This window comes from Dolichospermum planctonicum, assembly GCF_005402965.1.
Classification (GTDB): Bacteria; Cyanobacteriota; Cyanobacteriia; order Cyanobacteriales; family Nostocaceae; genus Dolichospermum; species Dolichospermum planctonicum.
The window spans coordinates 102,384-117,356 of sequence record NZ_BJCF01000003.1; the positions used below are offsets into that span (position 1 = coordinate 102,384).

General features: G+C 37.2%; 14 protein-coding genes. 7 read left to right on the forward strand and 7 right to left on the reverse strand.

Annotation, left to right across the window (positions count from 1 at the left end; all coding sequences use genetic code 11):
- Window positions 1-9 precede the first annotated feature (9 nt).
- The gene (locus FFO06_RS02455) at window positions 10-1,587 is read left to right on the forward strand and encodes a B12-binding domain-containing radical SAM protein (protein ID WP_137906610.1); all 1,578 of its coding nucleotides are present in this window, start codon (window positions 10-12) and stop codon (window positions 1,585-1,587) included.
- Between the two features lie 95 nt (window positions 1,588-1,682).
- Here the strand turns inward: FFO06_RS02455 and FFO06_RS02460 are convergent, their stop codons facing one another.
- On the reverse strand, window positions 1,683-2,087 hold the full coding sequence (locus FFO06_RS02460; RefSeq protein WP_137906611.1) for a type II toxin-antitoxin system VapC family toxin: 405 nt from the start codon (window positions 2,085-2,087) through the stop codon (window positions 1,683-1,685).
- A 3-nt stretch (window positions 2,088-2,090) separates the two neighbouring features.
- Window positions 2,091-2,387, reverse strand: coding sequence for a hypothetical protein (locus FFO06_RS02465; RefSeq protein WP_137906612.1), 297 nt, complete (start codon window positions 2,385-2,387; stop codon window positions 2,091-2,093).
- A 236-nt stretch (window positions 2,388-2,623) separates the two neighbouring features.
- Between FFO06_RS02465 and FFO06_RS02470 the strand changes: the two genes are divergently transcribed.
- Window positions 2,624-3,817: a DNA cytosine methyltransferase gene (locus FFO06_RS02470; RefSeq protein ID WP_137906613.1), complete on the forward strand. Its 1,194-nt coding sequence runs from the start codon at window positions 2,624-2,626 to the stop codon at window positions 3,815-3,817.
- Here FFO06_RS02470 and FFO06_RS02475 read toward each other — a convergent pair.
- On the reverse strand, window positions 3,774-4,514 hold the full coding sequence (locus tag FFO06_RS02475; RefSeq protein ID WP_028082403.1) for a hypothetical protein: 741 nt from the start codon (window positions 4,512-4,514) through the stop codon (window positions 3,774-3,776). The genes FFO06_RS02470 and FFO06_RS02475 overlap by 44 nt on opposite strands.
- On the reverse strand, window positions 4,514-4,759 hold the full coding sequence (locus FFO06_RS02480) for a helix-turn-helix domain-containing protein (protein ID WP_028082404.1): 246 nt from the start codon (window positions 4,757-4,759) through the stop codon (window positions 4,514-4,516). The genes FFO06_RS02475 and FFO06_RS02480 overlap by 1 nt, the downstream gene beginning before the upstream one ends.
- A 243-nt stretch (window positions 4,760-5,002) precedes the next feature.
- Here FFO06_RS02480 and FFO06_RS02485 point away from each other — a divergent pair, with 243 nt between their 5' ends.
- The 3 genes from FFO06_RS02485 to FFO06_RS02495 are packed head-to-tail and all read left to right on the forward strand — an operon-like array spanning window position 5,003 to window position 5,922.
- Window positions 5,003-5,239 carry a UPF0175 family protein gene (locus FFO06_RS02485; protein ID WP_137906614.1) on the forward strand — a complete coding sequence of 79 codons (237 nt, stop codon included), beginning with the start codon at window positions 5,003-5,005 and terminating at the stop codon, window positions 5,237-5,239.
- A gap of 30 nt (window positions 5,240-5,269) precedes the next feature.
- A complete protein-coding gene (locus FFO06_RS02490) occupies window positions 5,270-5,485 on the forward strand; it encodes a hypothetical protein (RefSeq protein ID WP_028082405.1) in 216 nt (71 codons plus the stop codon).
- A 17-nt stretch (window positions 5,486-5,502) separates the two neighbouring features.
- Window positions 5,503-5,922, forward strand: a complete 420-nt coding sequence (locus tag FFO06_RS02495) for a PIN domain-containing protein (RefSeq protein ID WP_137906615.1) — start codon at window positions 5,503-5,505, stop codon at window positions 5,920-5,922.
- Between the two features lie 67 nt (window positions 5,923-5,989).
- Here the strand turns inward: FFO06_RS02495 and nifJ are convergent, their stop codons facing one another.
- Both nifJ and FFO06_RS02505 read right to left on the reverse strand, forming a co-directional pair.
- Complete coding sequence (gene nifJ / locus FFO06_RS02500) at window positions 5,990-9,541, reverse strand: pyruvate:ferredoxin (flavodoxin) oxidoreductase (RefSeq protein WP_137906616.1); 3,552 nt, start codon at window positions 9,539-9,541, stop codon at window positions 5,990-5,992.
- 440 nt (window positions 9,542-9,981) lie between these two features.
- Complete coding sequence (locus FFO06_RS02505) at window positions 9,982-10,428, reverse strand: tellurite resistance TerB family protein (protein WP_137906617.1); 447 nt, start codon at window positions 10,426-10,428, stop codon at window positions 9,982-9,984.
- A 424-nt stretch (window positions 10,429-10,852) separates the two neighbouring features.
- Between FFO06_RS02505 and FFO06_RS02510 the strand changes: the two genes are divergently transcribed.
- Window positions 10,853-11,080, forward strand: a complete 228-nt coding sequence (locus tag FFO06_RS02510) for a photosystem II protein, Psb35-related (RefSeq protein ID WP_137906618.1) — start codon at window positions 10,853-10,855, stop codon at window positions 11,078-11,080.
- 118 nt (window positions 11,081-11,198) lie between these two features.
- On the opposite strand, the gene FFO06_RS02515 is transcribed toward FFO06_RS02510, so the two are convergent.
- A complete protein-coding gene (locus tag FFO06_RS02515) occupies window positions 11,199-12,791 on the reverse strand; it encodes a glycoside hydrolase family 57 protein (RefSeq protein WP_137906619.1) in 1,593 nt (530 codons plus the stop codon).
- A 245-nt stretch (window positions 12,792-13,036) separates the two neighbouring features.
- On the opposite strand from FFO06_RS02515, the gene FFO06_RS02520 reads away from it, so the two are divergent.
- Window positions 13,037-14,797, forward strand: coding sequence for a bifunctional serine/threonine-protein kinase/formylglycine-generating enzyme family protein (locus FFO06_RS02520; protein WP_137906620.1), 1,761 nt, complete (start codon window positions 13,037-13,039; stop codon window positions 14,795-14,797).
- The last annotated feature ends 176 nt before the right edge of the window (window positions 14,798-14,973 follow it).

A 14,973-nucleotide genomic window follows, 5' to 3' on the forward strand; every position in this document is an offset into this window, starting at 1 on the left:
ATATGCTTGATGAAAGCGTTATTAATCTGGCCGATAATGCCTAATTCTTTTTGGTCTTATCAGGAAACTCTTGATTTAGCAAATCTGCGGGCTACTAATCCCCCATTGGGTTTAATTACGGTAGCGGCAATGTTACCAAGTGATTGGGAATTGCGATTGAGCGATCGCAATGTTCGTCTAGAAAATGATGTAGATTGGCAATGGTGTGATCTTGTCATTATCTCGGCCATGATTATTCAAAAACAGGATTTTAGTGAATTAATTAAAAAAGGTAAAAGATTAGGTAAAAAAGTGGCAGTCGGCGGACCATTTGCCACATCTGTTCCAGAATTTGCTTTAGAAGCGGGGGCAGATTATTTAATCTTAGATGAAGGAGAAATCACTATTCCCATGTTTTTAGAAGCTTTAGAAAAGGGAGAAGAAAAAGGAATTTTCCGGGCTACAGAAAAACCAGATGTCACTACAACTCCTTTACCTCGATTTGATTTATTAGATTTGAATGCTTATATAGCAATGACTGTGCAATTTTCCCGTGGTTGTCCATTCCAATGTGAATTTTGCGATATTATTACTCTTTTTGGCCGTAAACCCCGCACCAAAACACCTGAACAAATTCTAGCAGAATTGGATGTTTTATATAATATGGGTTGGTGGCGTTATGTGTTTATAGTTGATGATAATTTTATTGGCAATAAACGTAATGCTAAGGTCTTTTTAAAAGAGTTAATTCCTTGGATGGAAAAACGCAATTATCCTTTTGCTTTATTGACGGAAGCTTCTTTAAATTTAGCAGAGGATGATGAATTACTAGAATTAATGGTAAAGGCTGGTTTTGTGCAAGTTTTTATGGGCATTGAAACCCCTGATATAGACAGTCTGGTAGGAATTAATAAACCACAAAATACTCGCAGTTCTCTAGTGGAATCCTGCCATAAAATTACTAAAGCGGGATTACAAATTATGTCTGGTTTTATCTTAGGATTTGATCATGAAAAACCAGGTGCAGGTAAACGGATTCAAGAATTTGTAGAAGAAACTTGTATTCCCCAAGCTCATTTAAATTTGCTGCAAGCTTTACCCAATACAGCTATGTGGAATCGCTTGCAAACAGAGGGAAGATTAAGAGATGGTTTGGGTGAATTTGTTGGTTCTCAAAAAGCTTTAATGAATTTTGTTCCGACTCGGCCAATGTCGGAAATTGCTGGGGAATTTATTGATACTTTTTGGAATTTATATGAACCTATGCCATACCTGAAACGGACTTTTAAACATTTTATGATGATAGAAGGTTGGCGGGCTAAATATCAACGAATTTTAACTAAATCAGAGTTTAAATTTTTAATGTCTATTTGTTGGCGACAAGGTGTATTACGTTCTACTCGTTTTGTTTTTTGGCAGCAATTAATTACAATGATACGCCGTAAACCTCATCTATTATATGATTATTTAATTGCTTTAGGTGTGGGTGAACATTTTTTTAAGTTCCGTCATGAGGTCAAAGCTGAAATAGAATCAGAATTAGCAGAATTTCAGCAGCATGAAGAGGATAAAAAAGCAATAAGTTTACAGTTAGAAACTGTGAGTTAAGTTGATTAATTTAAAATACTGAATACCCATGTCCCCGACTTTCTAGAGAAATCGGGGATCTATTTCTATTTCTCATAATAAAATGTACATAAAACCTATTCTTCTAACCAATTCTCTAAAGTTAATTCCTCAACTCTCAATAAATCACTATCATGAGAAACTAGAATAAACCCTTTAACGATAGCAGTTGCAGCAATTAAAATATCTTCTGTTTGGATTGGTAATCCTCTTAATCTGAGATTTGCATGAATTTCTGCGGCTTTTTCTAAAATTGCTAAATTATCTAAGAAAATGATTTGAAAATCCTTACAGAAATTATCAAATCTTTCTAATTGTTTAATTGCGTTGACTGCAAATAAACCTCTTTTAACCTCAAAATAAGTAATACAACTAATGGATATTAATTCTTCTTGTGAACGTAATTCTTCTAATCTTTCCTTAATTACGAGATTATTTTTGATAGCAAAAGAAACAATGTTGGTATCTAATAAATAAGTCATTTTTTATTTCCTTTTAACTGCTTCGTCAAAAATAGCTATTTGTTCAGGAGTTAAATCATTTAACAATCCTGACAGGATTTCTACAGATAAAATACCGCTACAGCGTTTTTTTAAGTCTTGATCTTCCATGAGATTAAACTCCTCAACAGATAAATTTTTCTGAAATATGTTACATAAATGCTGAATCATTTCCTCTGCATTTAGTTCTTCCTTAAATAAAGGACGTTCTTCCATTAAAATAGCCACAATTTTCTCAATTCTTGTTTTCATTGATTCTTGTTGAAGTTCTGTTGATAACATAATATTTCCTCCAGAGAAATGTAAATGATATTCATGAATGTTATATATTTTAGCATTTTTTAGTTATCTGATGCCTGTTCATTACTCCAGTGTTAATTTTTGAGTAATAGATTGTGTCAGATAACGAGATAAATTTTCTCGTTTCTCGTTTTTAGAATTATGTTGCCAATTTTGCTATGCTTGATGTATTGTAGACTATATGTCACAGCAAAGCAAACGTTCATATCAATTATCGAATGCAAGGAACACAAATCTCTTTTTTACCTAACGAGGATGAGCATAATCCTAGCCAAAAGCAAAAAAAGCCAAAGTTAGGGCGCTATGAGCGTATTCAGCGCGAACTAGATCAAGAAAATTCTGATCCATATAAGATATTTACTGATGTTAGTTCCCCAGCAAGTCCATTATCTCAATATACTTTTGTGGATCTGTTTTGTGGTGCTGGAGGGATCACACAAGGATTATTCCAAGCTGGATTTACACCATTAGCTAGTGTAGAAATTAGTCCAATCGCTTCTGCTACGCACAAAAAAAATTTCCCACAATGTCATAACTTCTGTGGAGATATTGAACAATTTTCCCCCGAAAATTGGCTGCAAAAAATCGGATCACCTCAAGTTAATATTGTTGTTGGTGGTCCACCATGTCAAGGATTTTCAGTAGCAGGAAAACGTGATCCAAAAGATCCTCGAAATAGATTATTTTATGAATTCGTGCGTGTTGTTTCCGAAATACGCCCTTGGTATGTAGTGATGGAAAATGTGCCAGGTATTTTGACAATACAAAAAGGAGATGTAAAGACAGCAATTATTGAAGCTTTTGAATCTATTGGTTATCCTCATATTTCTGTGGCAATTTTAGAATCTGCTGCTTATGGAGTACCACAAATTCGACCAAGAGCTATTTTTATCGCTAATAGATTTGGGATGCCTAACCCTTATCCTAAATCTCAATTAAACCGAGAAGAATACAAAGCTATTGAATCAGCAATTTCTGATTTACCAGAATACACACCCATCCCTGAAATTAATCACGAGTGGACTAAACATTCACGGGAGTATATGGAACGTCTTGCTCAAGTTCCTCCTGGCGGTTCTTTATATACAAAATATGTTGATGCTTTCAAAAGACAATATCCTGGTAAACCGAGTATGACAGTAAAAGAAAATCATGGTGGTACACATATTCACCCTTATTTAAATCGTGTGATTTCTGCTAGGGAAATGGCAAGATTACAAACATTTCCCGATTCATTTATTTTTGAAGGTAGTATGAAAAAAGCCATGTGGCAAATAGGTAATGCTGTTCCACCACGTTTAGCAGAGTGTATTGGTTATGCACTGATTCCTTACTTAAATGATATTGCAATTAACAGAAAACAATTTGCTAATTTACCTCATTTTCATCAACCTGAGATAGTTTTTGGTTAAGTGCATTACGCCAAGTTTCAAAATCATACCAACCACAGCCAATACAACCTTCCTCAGCTTCATCACCTCGCTGATGTTGGGAAGGCCAATCTTCACCTGATTGATACCAGAATTTAATGCCAAAAGGTGTACCGCGTTTACCAGTTTTAATACAACGTTCACAACTTCTCGATTTTAAAAGATTATGATTTCCAGAAGCATCTTTCTTGAGTAATTGAAATTTTTTCCTGATTTCGGTTTCACTCATAGAGGTTAAATGTGGAGCTTCACTTTTTCCCCAACGTTCCATAGGAAATCTATGATCAATAACTAACTCATGCTTCTCTCTTTGTCTCTGTTCTATTACATCTGTATATGAATAAACCTGGAGAATTCTTTGAACTAAAGAAGCTGGTATATTAGAAACTGAATTAGCTGATTTTATCTCTCCTGTCCAGCAATCTCCTAACCGTATTTGTTGACAAGTTGGACAAAAATTCTTTTTTGTTTCAATGACAAGACCAGGACGACTCCTTGTCCCGCGTTGTAGTCCTTGAATACCTCCACCACCAGCATACTGAGTTGATCCAATATTTTTTCCTTCGCACTCCCTGCAATGCCATTTTTGATCTGATAAAAGATTAAAGACTTGTAATTGAGTTGATCCTTGTCGAAATTGGCCTTTAATTGTTTCGACTAAATTTTGTTGGTTTGTCACTATATTTTATCAGCTTCGATTTCTAAATTTGTTAAAAGAGTAGAAACACTAATACCTAAGCCATCTGCAAGACTGACAAGAGCAGTGAGGGAAGGATTTCTGACTCCACGTTCCACACCAGAAATGTATGTGCGGTCTAAGTTAGCGCGTAGTCCTAACTCCTCTTGTGAAATTCCTAACTCCGTTCTACGTTGTCTGACCAGATAACCTAAAGCATCAAGAATTTTTTGTTTTGATTCATTCATGTACTGATTATGAGTCTTTATGGACGATCAGTCTACGGACGATGTGTCACATTAGAGGATATGATCTATCAAATGAAGTACAAAATTATCTGCGTCCATCTGCGTTCGATTGTTACTGCTTGTACCCTTAGAGGAAATTACGGAAGAAGTGAAAATTGTCCGTTCTCAAATTTATGCCAGAAAACAACAAATATCTACCTATGTGTTATAATTTTTCTAGTCTGTGTTAACAGGAGGATCATCATGAGCTTAGTCATTTCCGAAGATATTGTCCAAGCCAGTGGATTATCAGAAAAAGAATTAGTTTTAGAATTGATTATTTTATTCTTTGAAAGAAAAAAAATTAGTATCGTTAAAGCATCCCAACTGGCTAAAATGCCTTTACTGCAATTTCAGAATGAATTAGCTCTCAGAAACATTAATATTCATTATGATGAAACTGATTTAGATGTTGATTTAAAAAACTTTGCTATAATATAATAACTATATCAAATAAAAATAACTGAAATCATGAAAAAAATAGAAATTGAACTTGATCAAGAAACTTTTGAGAAAATAGAACAATTGACACAAACACATCATTGTGAAGTTGCCGACTTAATCAAAGCAATGATTGAGCAATTAACCAAACCAGAAATTATCAATAATTCATTTATTGGTGAATGGTCTAATGATGCTGAATTAGTAGATAAAATGGTTGAAGATATTTTACACCATAGAAGTTAATCAAAAATAATTGAGTTGTGAGAAAATCTTTAATTGATACAGATATTACTTCAGAAATCCGTAAAGGTAAAAATCCTAAAATAAATGCCAATGCTATTGCATATAGAGCAATATGGAAACATTATACAATTTCTGTAATTACTGTTTCCGAAATTGTTAAGGGATGGAGAAAATTAAATCGTCATGATCGCATTCAAGAATTTTTAGCAGATTTATCTCAAATCGAAATCCTACATTTAGACCAAAAAAGTGCAGAACTTTCAGGATTGATTCATGCTGATTTAGAAAGCACTGGACAACCAATAGGATTAGCAGATGTATTAATAGCTTCTATCGCTATCCAAAACAATTTAATTTTAGTCACAGGTAATACTAAGCATTATCAGAAAATTCAAGCATTAGGTTATCCTTTAATCATAGATAATTGGCGAGAATGAAAATTTGTGATTGATTATTTGATAATAGGTAACAGGTAAAAACCAATTACCCATTACCAATTACCAATTACCTATTAGCCAAATATTGATACATCTCCCATCTAGCATTAACTTCTGCTTGCGCTTGTTCTAGCAACAATTTCGCCACCTCCGGTTTACTCTTCGTCAACATTTTAAAGCGGTTCTCCTGATACATGGATTTTTCTACTGACTCAGAAGGCGCTTTCATATCCAATTGTAGGGGATTTTTACCCTGGTCTTGTAATGCCGGATTATAGCGATATAATAACCATCTTCCTGAGTCTACTAAAGCCTTTTGTTGTTGTAAACCAGTGGTCATATCAATCCCGTGAGCAATACAATGACTATAGGCAATTATGATTGATGGACCATCAAAAGCTTCCGCTTCTAAAAATGCTTTGAGTGTATGTTCATCTCGCGCACCTAAAGCGACGCTGGCAACATAAACATTACCATAAGTCATGGCCATTAAACCTAAATCTTTCTTGGGTGCAGGTTTACCTCCAGTCGCATATTTAGCTACTGCGGCTTTGGGAGTAGCTTTAGAAGATTGTCCTCCGGTATTAGAATAAACTTCTGTGTCCATGACCAAAATATTCACATTGCGACCTGTGGAAATTATATGATCAATTCCTCCAAAATCTATATCATAGGCCCAACCATCACCCCCAACTATCCACACACTTTTCTTAACTAAATAATCAGCTAAGGATTGGAGATTTTGGATTTTGGATTTTAGATTGGCTTCTGTTGTGGTTTCGGAAAGTTGTGCTAATTTGTGTTTGAGGATGACAATTCTTTCCCGCTGGTCCCAAATATCAGCTTCGGTTTTTTGTTCCATTTTAAGAATGGCATTAACTAAATTATCGCCAATTTCATTACTTAATTGTGATAATAATTCTGCTGCAAATTCTGCTTGTTTGTCTATGGATAAACGATAACCAAAACCAAATTCGGCGTTATCTTCAAATAAACTATTAGACCAAGCCGGACCTCTTCCGTCTGCGTTTTGACTCCAGGGAGTTGTGGGTAAATTTCCTCCATAAATGGAAGAACAACCGGTGGCGTTGGCAATGAGTGAGCGATCGCCAAATAATTGTGTTAATAATTTAAGGTAGGGGGTTTCTCCACAACCAGCACAAGCACCAGAAAACTCAAACAATGGTTCTTGTAATTGTTGTTGTCGAATTTGGTTTACTTTCAAAGTTTTCCGGTCAGGATTTGGTAAACTCAAAAAGAAATGCCAATTTTCTCGTTCTTGTTCCCGCAAGGGTAATTGTGGACTCATGTTAATGGCCTTGCGGGTGGGTTCGGCTTTGTTTTTGGCAGGACACACGCTAACACAAATTTCGCAGCCTGTACAGTCTTCTGGGGCTACCTGAATAGTGAATTTCTGGTTAGCAAAACTCTTATCTTTGGCGTTAGTTGATTTAAAAGTTGTCGGTGCTTTGACTAATTCACTAGCTGGATAGGCTTTAGCGCGAATAGCCGCGTGGGGACAAACCATCACACATTTACCACACTGAACGCAGACATCACTATCCCAAACTGGTATTTCTGCCGCCACGTTGCGTTTTTCCCATTTTGCAGTCCCACTGGGAAAAGTTCCGTCAGCGGGTAAAGCACTCACAGGTAAATCATCACCTTCCCAGACCATAATTTTACTGAGAACATTCTCAACAAATTTGGGTTTGGTAATTGCTAATTGGCAATTTTCTTTATTACCTATTTGTACGAGAGGAATTTCGATTTCATGGAGATTTTCTAGGGTGTTGTCTACAGCTTTTAAATTCTTCTGGACAACTTCCACACCTTTTTTGCCATAAGTTTTCTCTATGGACTGTTTGATTTTAGCAATTGCTTCTTTTTCTGGCAATACTCCCGCCAAAGCAAAGAAACAGACCTGCATAATAGTGTTAATTCTATGCCCCATACCACTATTTTTCGCCACTTGACTGGCATTAATAGTGTAAACTTTGAGATTTTTGGCGAGAATTTGCTGTTTTACTTTCAAGGGAAGATTTTCCCAAACTGTATCTACATCATAAGGACTATTTAACAATAAAATCGCCCCTGGTGCAGCAGCTTTTAAAATATCAATACTTTCCACAAATCCCCAATGGTGACAACCGATAAAATTAGCCTTGTCTATGAGATAGGTTGAACGAATTTTTTCAGGTCCGAAACGCAGGTGAGAAACTGTCATTGAACCGGATTTTTTGGAATCATAAACAAAGTAACCTTGGGCGTTATTTTCTGTACCTTCACCGATGATTTTGATGGAGTTCTTATTTGCACCCACTGTACCATCTGAACCCAGACCATAAAACATTGCCCGAACTACATGATCCGGTTCTGTAGAGAAATTAAAGTCAAAATTTAAAGAGGTGAAACTAACATCATCATTAATCCCAATTGTAAAATGATTCTTGGGTTTAATTTGGCTAAGATTATCAAAAACACTCTTAACCATTGCGGGAGTAAATTCTTTAGAAGAAAGTCCATATCTCCCCCCAACAATTTTTGGAAATGTAGTTTTTTTCCAGCCTTCATAAATAGCTGTCACCACATCTAAATATAATGGTTCTCCTGCACTGCCGGCTTCTTTAGTTCTATCCAAAACTGCAATGGATTTGACACTATTGGGTAATGCTTCTATGAATCTTGCCACATCAAATGGGCGGAAAAGTCGCACTTTAATAACTCCAACTTTTTCCCCTGCGTTGTTGAGATAATCTACAGTTTCATGGACAGTTTCACAACCAGAACCCATGATCACAATTACTCTTTCTGCGTCTGCTACACCATGATATTCATAGAGTTTGTAATATCTACCTGTGCGTTTGCCAAATTTATCCATGATCTTTTCAACAATATCGGCACAAACATGATAATAAGGGTTTGCACCTTCACGAGATTGAAAGTAAACATCGGGATTTTGGGCTGTTCCTCGTAATACTGGTTTATCTGGAGTTAAGCAGCGTTGACGATGGTTAGATATTAATTCTATAGGTATAAATTCCCGGAGATCTTCATCTGATAATAACTCAACTTTCTGCACTTCATGGGAAGTTCTAAACCCATCAAAAAAGTGCAAAAATGGCACTCTTGTTTCTAAAGTCGCAGCATGAGAAATTAAGGCAAAATCATGACTTTCCTGGACAGAAGCCGAACACAAAAAAGCGAAACCAGTCGCCCTAGCAGCCATAACATCACTATGATCACCGAAAATAGATAACGCATGGGTAGCTAAGGAACGGGCAGAAACATGAAGGACAAAACTAGTTAATTCTCCGGCAATTTTGTACAAGTTAGGAATCATTAATAATAATCCCTGGGAAGCGGTGAAGGTTGTACTTAATGCCCCCGTTTGTAATGCCCCATGGACAGCAGCAGCAGCCCCTCCTTCGCTTTGCATTTGGGTGACGCTGGGAACTGTACCCCAAAGATTTGGTTTATTTTCCGACATCCAACTATCAGCCCATTCACCCATATTTGAAGATGGGGTGATAGGATAAATAGCGATAACTTCGTTTAATTTGTAGGCTACACGGGCAACGGCTTCGTTACCATCAATTGTGGCATAAGATTTGTTCATGATTTTTCTTCCTGAGTCTTTTGTGGTTGTTTCAACTGTATGCAGAGAAACCAAAAAGATAAGCATTAGAAATAGCTAGAGTCAGGAAGTTAATTTGTCAGATATATTACATTTTTATTAATTATTAATTATTAGTTATTAGTTATTCTGACTTCTAGCCAATATTTTGATTATAGCAGATGGTAAATATACTATTACTATTAATATTAATGTTGTACTCAATATTTATCATCTTTGATTGATCAAAGTTTGATGATTTTCATGGGGTAGAGGTGCGGGAGTTTTTTTCGTTGCCATTTTATTCTAAATTGGCCTATTTCCTGATCAGGAGTTGAGAATGAAGCATGAAGCCTGTTCCCTGCTAGATCAAGTTTTCTATATCCTGAATCCTGACAATTAGATTAAAATAAGGTGTCAATGAAGACACCTTAGCCAACTTTTTAACCCTTATTCTTAATCAACATCACATCAATAATTTTAATTGCTGTTTCTTCGGAAATTTCTAAGAGTTGAAACAAATCATTCAATAGTTTTTGTTCTTCTTCTGTGACTTCACCATCAGCTAAAACAATATCAGTGGCGATCGCAAAAGCTGTTTCTGTGAGATCATGAGGTAGGGCAGCAATAGCAGCATTCAACAAAGCATCCAAACCTTCCCTCTGCATGATACTGAGAAGTTTATCAAACATTTTTCGCATCACATCACCGGGATAGCTTCTAAATAGCTGCATCCGTCCTAAAATTGTGCTGAGTGCTTGGGCTTCTGTATCGCTGATATATCCATCAGATGCAACTGCAATCAGAGCGATTGCTGCAAAAGCTTCCGCAGGACCTAATGTGCTGGAGGCTTTTTTGGTACTACCAGCAATTCTATCAAATAAACCCATAATTTCACCCTCCTGACAAAGGTTATAAGTCTATTTATTAATTTAACACCTATAGATCAGTATATGGGGTATTTTACAGTAAATAAAGTTTTGTAATTGAACGTTATTTAGTGCGTAAGCGTTGCGCTCCGCAGGAATCGCTGATCTTGTCGGTTGGGTTGAGGTAAAGAAACTTGAATTTGTTGGGTTAAACGAAGTGAAACCCAAGCTACACTTTATTCTGTTTGATCCCCAAATAGCCTATATTCATTCTTTGTTGATCACAGTGTCTTATTTTAGTGCTTGTTGTTACAAAATTATGACAGTGGGGATTTCCTCACCTCTTTGCTGGGTATGCACACCAAAAAACAATTTGCAAGCTTTGTTAATAATCTGTTATATTTATTTACATAAGGTTACAAAAAGTAAAAACCGAGGTTCTCAAATGACTATTTTAATCTCTCTATTGGTTGTTGGTTGGGTAGCAGCTTCCGTTATTGGTTCTTTAGCATACTTCATGGGTGAACAAAGCAAGCCCATTCACGAACGTAATTGGGCTTCTGATAAGTTTGAAGCTTTAGCTAAATCTATTACTGGCTTAGATACAGACTATACTCAACGCACTCCAGCCTATGCCATAGATGCTTACAACAGCCGTAACTTACCTCAATAGTATTTAATGGCAGCTTGACAAGATGTGTATAAAAATAACCCCCAGGATTATAACTGGGGGTTTTGCTTTTCTAGGCATAGACCCGACATGAAGAAAAAGTCGAGGATCTACGACTCCATTAAAATACAGGACGATAAACGCGATAGTTAATATTGGGGAAAATATTATCTATGGACTCAACTTTTTCCAGCCAACCACTATCAACTTTACCCACTTTCACATCTGCATACAATTTATTAAAACGCATTAAATGTGATCTAGTTCTTCTCACCGCATAGGGAACCATTGTTCCGGTCCGCATGATAAAAGCCCAGTCAGAAGATTGTGCTAATAACAATTCTCGCGCAGCTTGGTTAAGTGCCTTTAATTGTAACTCATCTTCTGCTTCCATTTGGGAAATTTCAATCATCCTTTCCGCAGCTTTATGTAAATGCGGGTAAACCCAAGCATTGGTATCATTCAACCAATATTCATGGAAACCCTTAAAGCCCCAACTAGATTGAGAGGGACGACATACCTGCTGATGAGGATTAGCACGTAAGTAATCGGACAAATGGGTCATTTCATAGGTTTTTTGATCATACCATGACTTACGGAACAGATAATCAATAAACCAGGGACCTTCATACCACCAGTGACCAAATAACTCCGCGTCATAGGGAGAAACAATAATTGGTGGCCGACCCATCATACCGTGTAAATGTCCAGCTTGCTGCTCACGATTATACATGAAATTAGCAGCGTGTTCTGCGGCCTTTTCCTTTGCCCAGTAAGGATCATAGAGGGCTTTATCCGCCAGACCCAAGCCTCGACCAGTGATTTTATGATACTTAATACCTGTATTTTTCCTCTGTCCATTGGGCATAATATAGGGCTTAATATACTCATATTCAGCTTCCCAACCCAAATCTTTATAAAATTCCCGGTATTCTGCTGCACCAGGATAACCGACCTCAGAAGACCATACTTGCTGAGAAGATTCATGGTCTCGACCAAAAGCTGCTACACCAGTCTCCGTAAAAATTGGGGCATAACTACCAAAACGCGGGCGGGGACGAGCGTATAAAATACCATGTCCATCTGTGAGGAAATAACGTAAACCAGCATCAGCCAGCATTCGTTCTACACCTTCATAATAGGCACATTCTGGCAACCAAATCCCTTTGGGGGCTTGGCCGAAGGTTTCCGCATAATGTTCACAAGCTACCTGAATTTGCGCCCATACAGCTTGGGGGTACATTTTCATTAATGGTAAGTAGCCGTGGGTAGCACCACAGGTAATAATGTCTAAGTTATTACTATCTTGGAACTGTTTAAATGCTGTAACTAAATCACCTTGATAACGTTCCCATAACTCCCGCGCTTCATTAAACTCAGTTGCATAATGTTCCGCTAAATAACGAACATGACCATTATGGATATTGCGCTCGGCTTCTAATTCTACAAGCTCTTCTAATTGAGCTAGATGAGCATCATAGCGTTCTTGTAATAGAGGATCACGAAGCATGGACACTAAGGGAGGTGTCATGCTCATGGTGAGTTTAAAATCAACACCATCTCGCTTTAAGCCTTCAAATACTTTTAATAAGGGAATGTAAGTTTCTGTAATCGCTTCATAAAGCCATTCCTCTTCTAGCACGTAGTCACTTCCCGGATGACGAACGAAGGGTAGATGTGCATGAAGTACAAGCGCGACGTAGCCTATAGCCATAATATTTTTCTGTGTGGTACTTGGAGGTTACAGACAAAAAGTCTGTGTGGGGAAATTAAGAATATTTTAAGACTATATAGGTCATTGGTCATGAATGCTAAGTTAATAGTTATTAGAAAAATATTTTGGCCTAGCACCGCTGCGCGGAAGTTAAACGGGCGGTTATAAACCGCGTCTACACAGGCAAAACCTCAAATCCTTAAATCAAGGTAAAATATCGAATAAACGTGCTAACTACCAAGATTATGAGTCTGTGCATCAATTCTAACTGCCCAAAGCCACAAAATCCCGATAAAATCCTTTTTTGTCAAGCCTGTGGCTCGGAAGTCTTGCTACAACAACGTTATCGGGTACAATGTCAGTTAGGACGGGGTGGCTTTGGTGTGACTTATGAGATTAACGAAGTCAGAACCAATCAGGCTAAAGTTCTCAAAGTCTTGATTAATAACGACCCTAAAGCTGTAGAATTATTTAAACAAGAAGCTGATGTTTTAAGTCAACTCCATCATTCCGGTATTCCTAATGTAGAATTAGACGCTTATTTTGAATATTATCCCTACAATAGCCAAAATCCAATTCATTGTTTGGTAATGGAAAAAGTTGTGGGAGAAGATTTAGAAAAATATATGCAAAAACGTGGTTTGCGTCCTATTAACCAAACTACAGCTATAGAATGGCTAAAAGATCTAATCATTATTTTAGAACAGGTACATAATAAAGACTTCTTTCATCGAGATATTAAACCATCTAATATTATGTTGCGGTCTGAAAAAGCCGAATTGGTATTAATTGATTTTGGGACTGTGAGGAAGGTAACATCTACAGTATTTAAACAACAAGGTGGTGTCACAGGAATAATTTCCGCAGGTTACACACCCTCGGAACAAATTAATCATAATGCTGTACCTCAATCTGATTTTTTTGCTTTAGGACGGACATTTGTTTATTTACTCACGGGTAAAGAACCACTTGATCCAATCATGTATGATTCCTATAATGAAAGATTAAATTGGCGGAATCATGCACCACAAATATCATCTATGTTGGCAGATTTATTAGATGATATGATGCAGCGTTTATATAAAGATCGTCCTCAAAACTCCCATGAGATTTTGCAAAGAATAGCAGCAATAGAAAAAGCTTTACAACCCCAACGACCAAAACCCCAAGCACCAATACCTTCCAATAACCTTAAAACCTTTAGTTTTGAAGTTGTCACCACAGACGCACGGGGAAATATCACCAACCGACGCAACGCAAGCGCGAAATACTTTACAGAAGACTTAGGAAATGGTGTGACGTTGGACATGGTGGAAATCCCAGGGGGAACATTTATCATGGGTTCACCGAAAAGTGAAGCAAAACGAGGTTCAAATGAAGGTCCCCAACATCAAGTTACAGTTCCCAGTTTCTACATGGGAAAATATGAATTGACACAGGTACAATATCAAGCTATCATAGGAACTAACCCTTCCAACTTCAAAGGCGATAACCGCCCTGTTGAAAGAGTTAGTTGGAATAATGCGGTTGAGTTCTGTAAAAAGTTAAGTCAAAAAACAGGCAAAAAATACAGATTACCCAGTGAAGCAGAATGGGAGTATGCTTGTCGTGCCGGAACTACCACACCATTTTATTTTGGTGAAAGTATTACTCCAGATTTGGTAAATTATGATGGTAATTATACCTATGCTTCTGCACCAAAAGGAAAATATCGTCAGCAGACCACAGATGTAGGAACTTTTCCCCCTAACTCTTTTGGTTTGTACGATATGCACGGTAATGTGTGGGAATGGTGTCAAGATGACTATAAAAATGATTATATAAACGCGCCTACAGATGGCAGTGCTTTGACAAGTCTAAGCCGGAGCGCAAAGCGGCTGCGCGGTGGTTCGTGGGTCTTCAATCCTGGGATTTGCCGTTCTGCTTATCGCAACAACTACGACCTCGACTACTACAACGACAGGATTGGTTTTCGGGTTGTATGTAGTGGTGCAGCGAGGACTTAGTAGCCCTTTACACTCTTGCTCTTTTGCTCTCTTCTCTTTTTTTCTTTTCCCTTCTTAACCCACCGCTGTTAGGCGGAAAATATTTTTCTACAAAAATCTGGTTTTGGTGTCTGGATTCATTATAGCACAGATTTTTTATTTTGTCAGAATCAGGATTTCCAGGATTTAAGGATTTT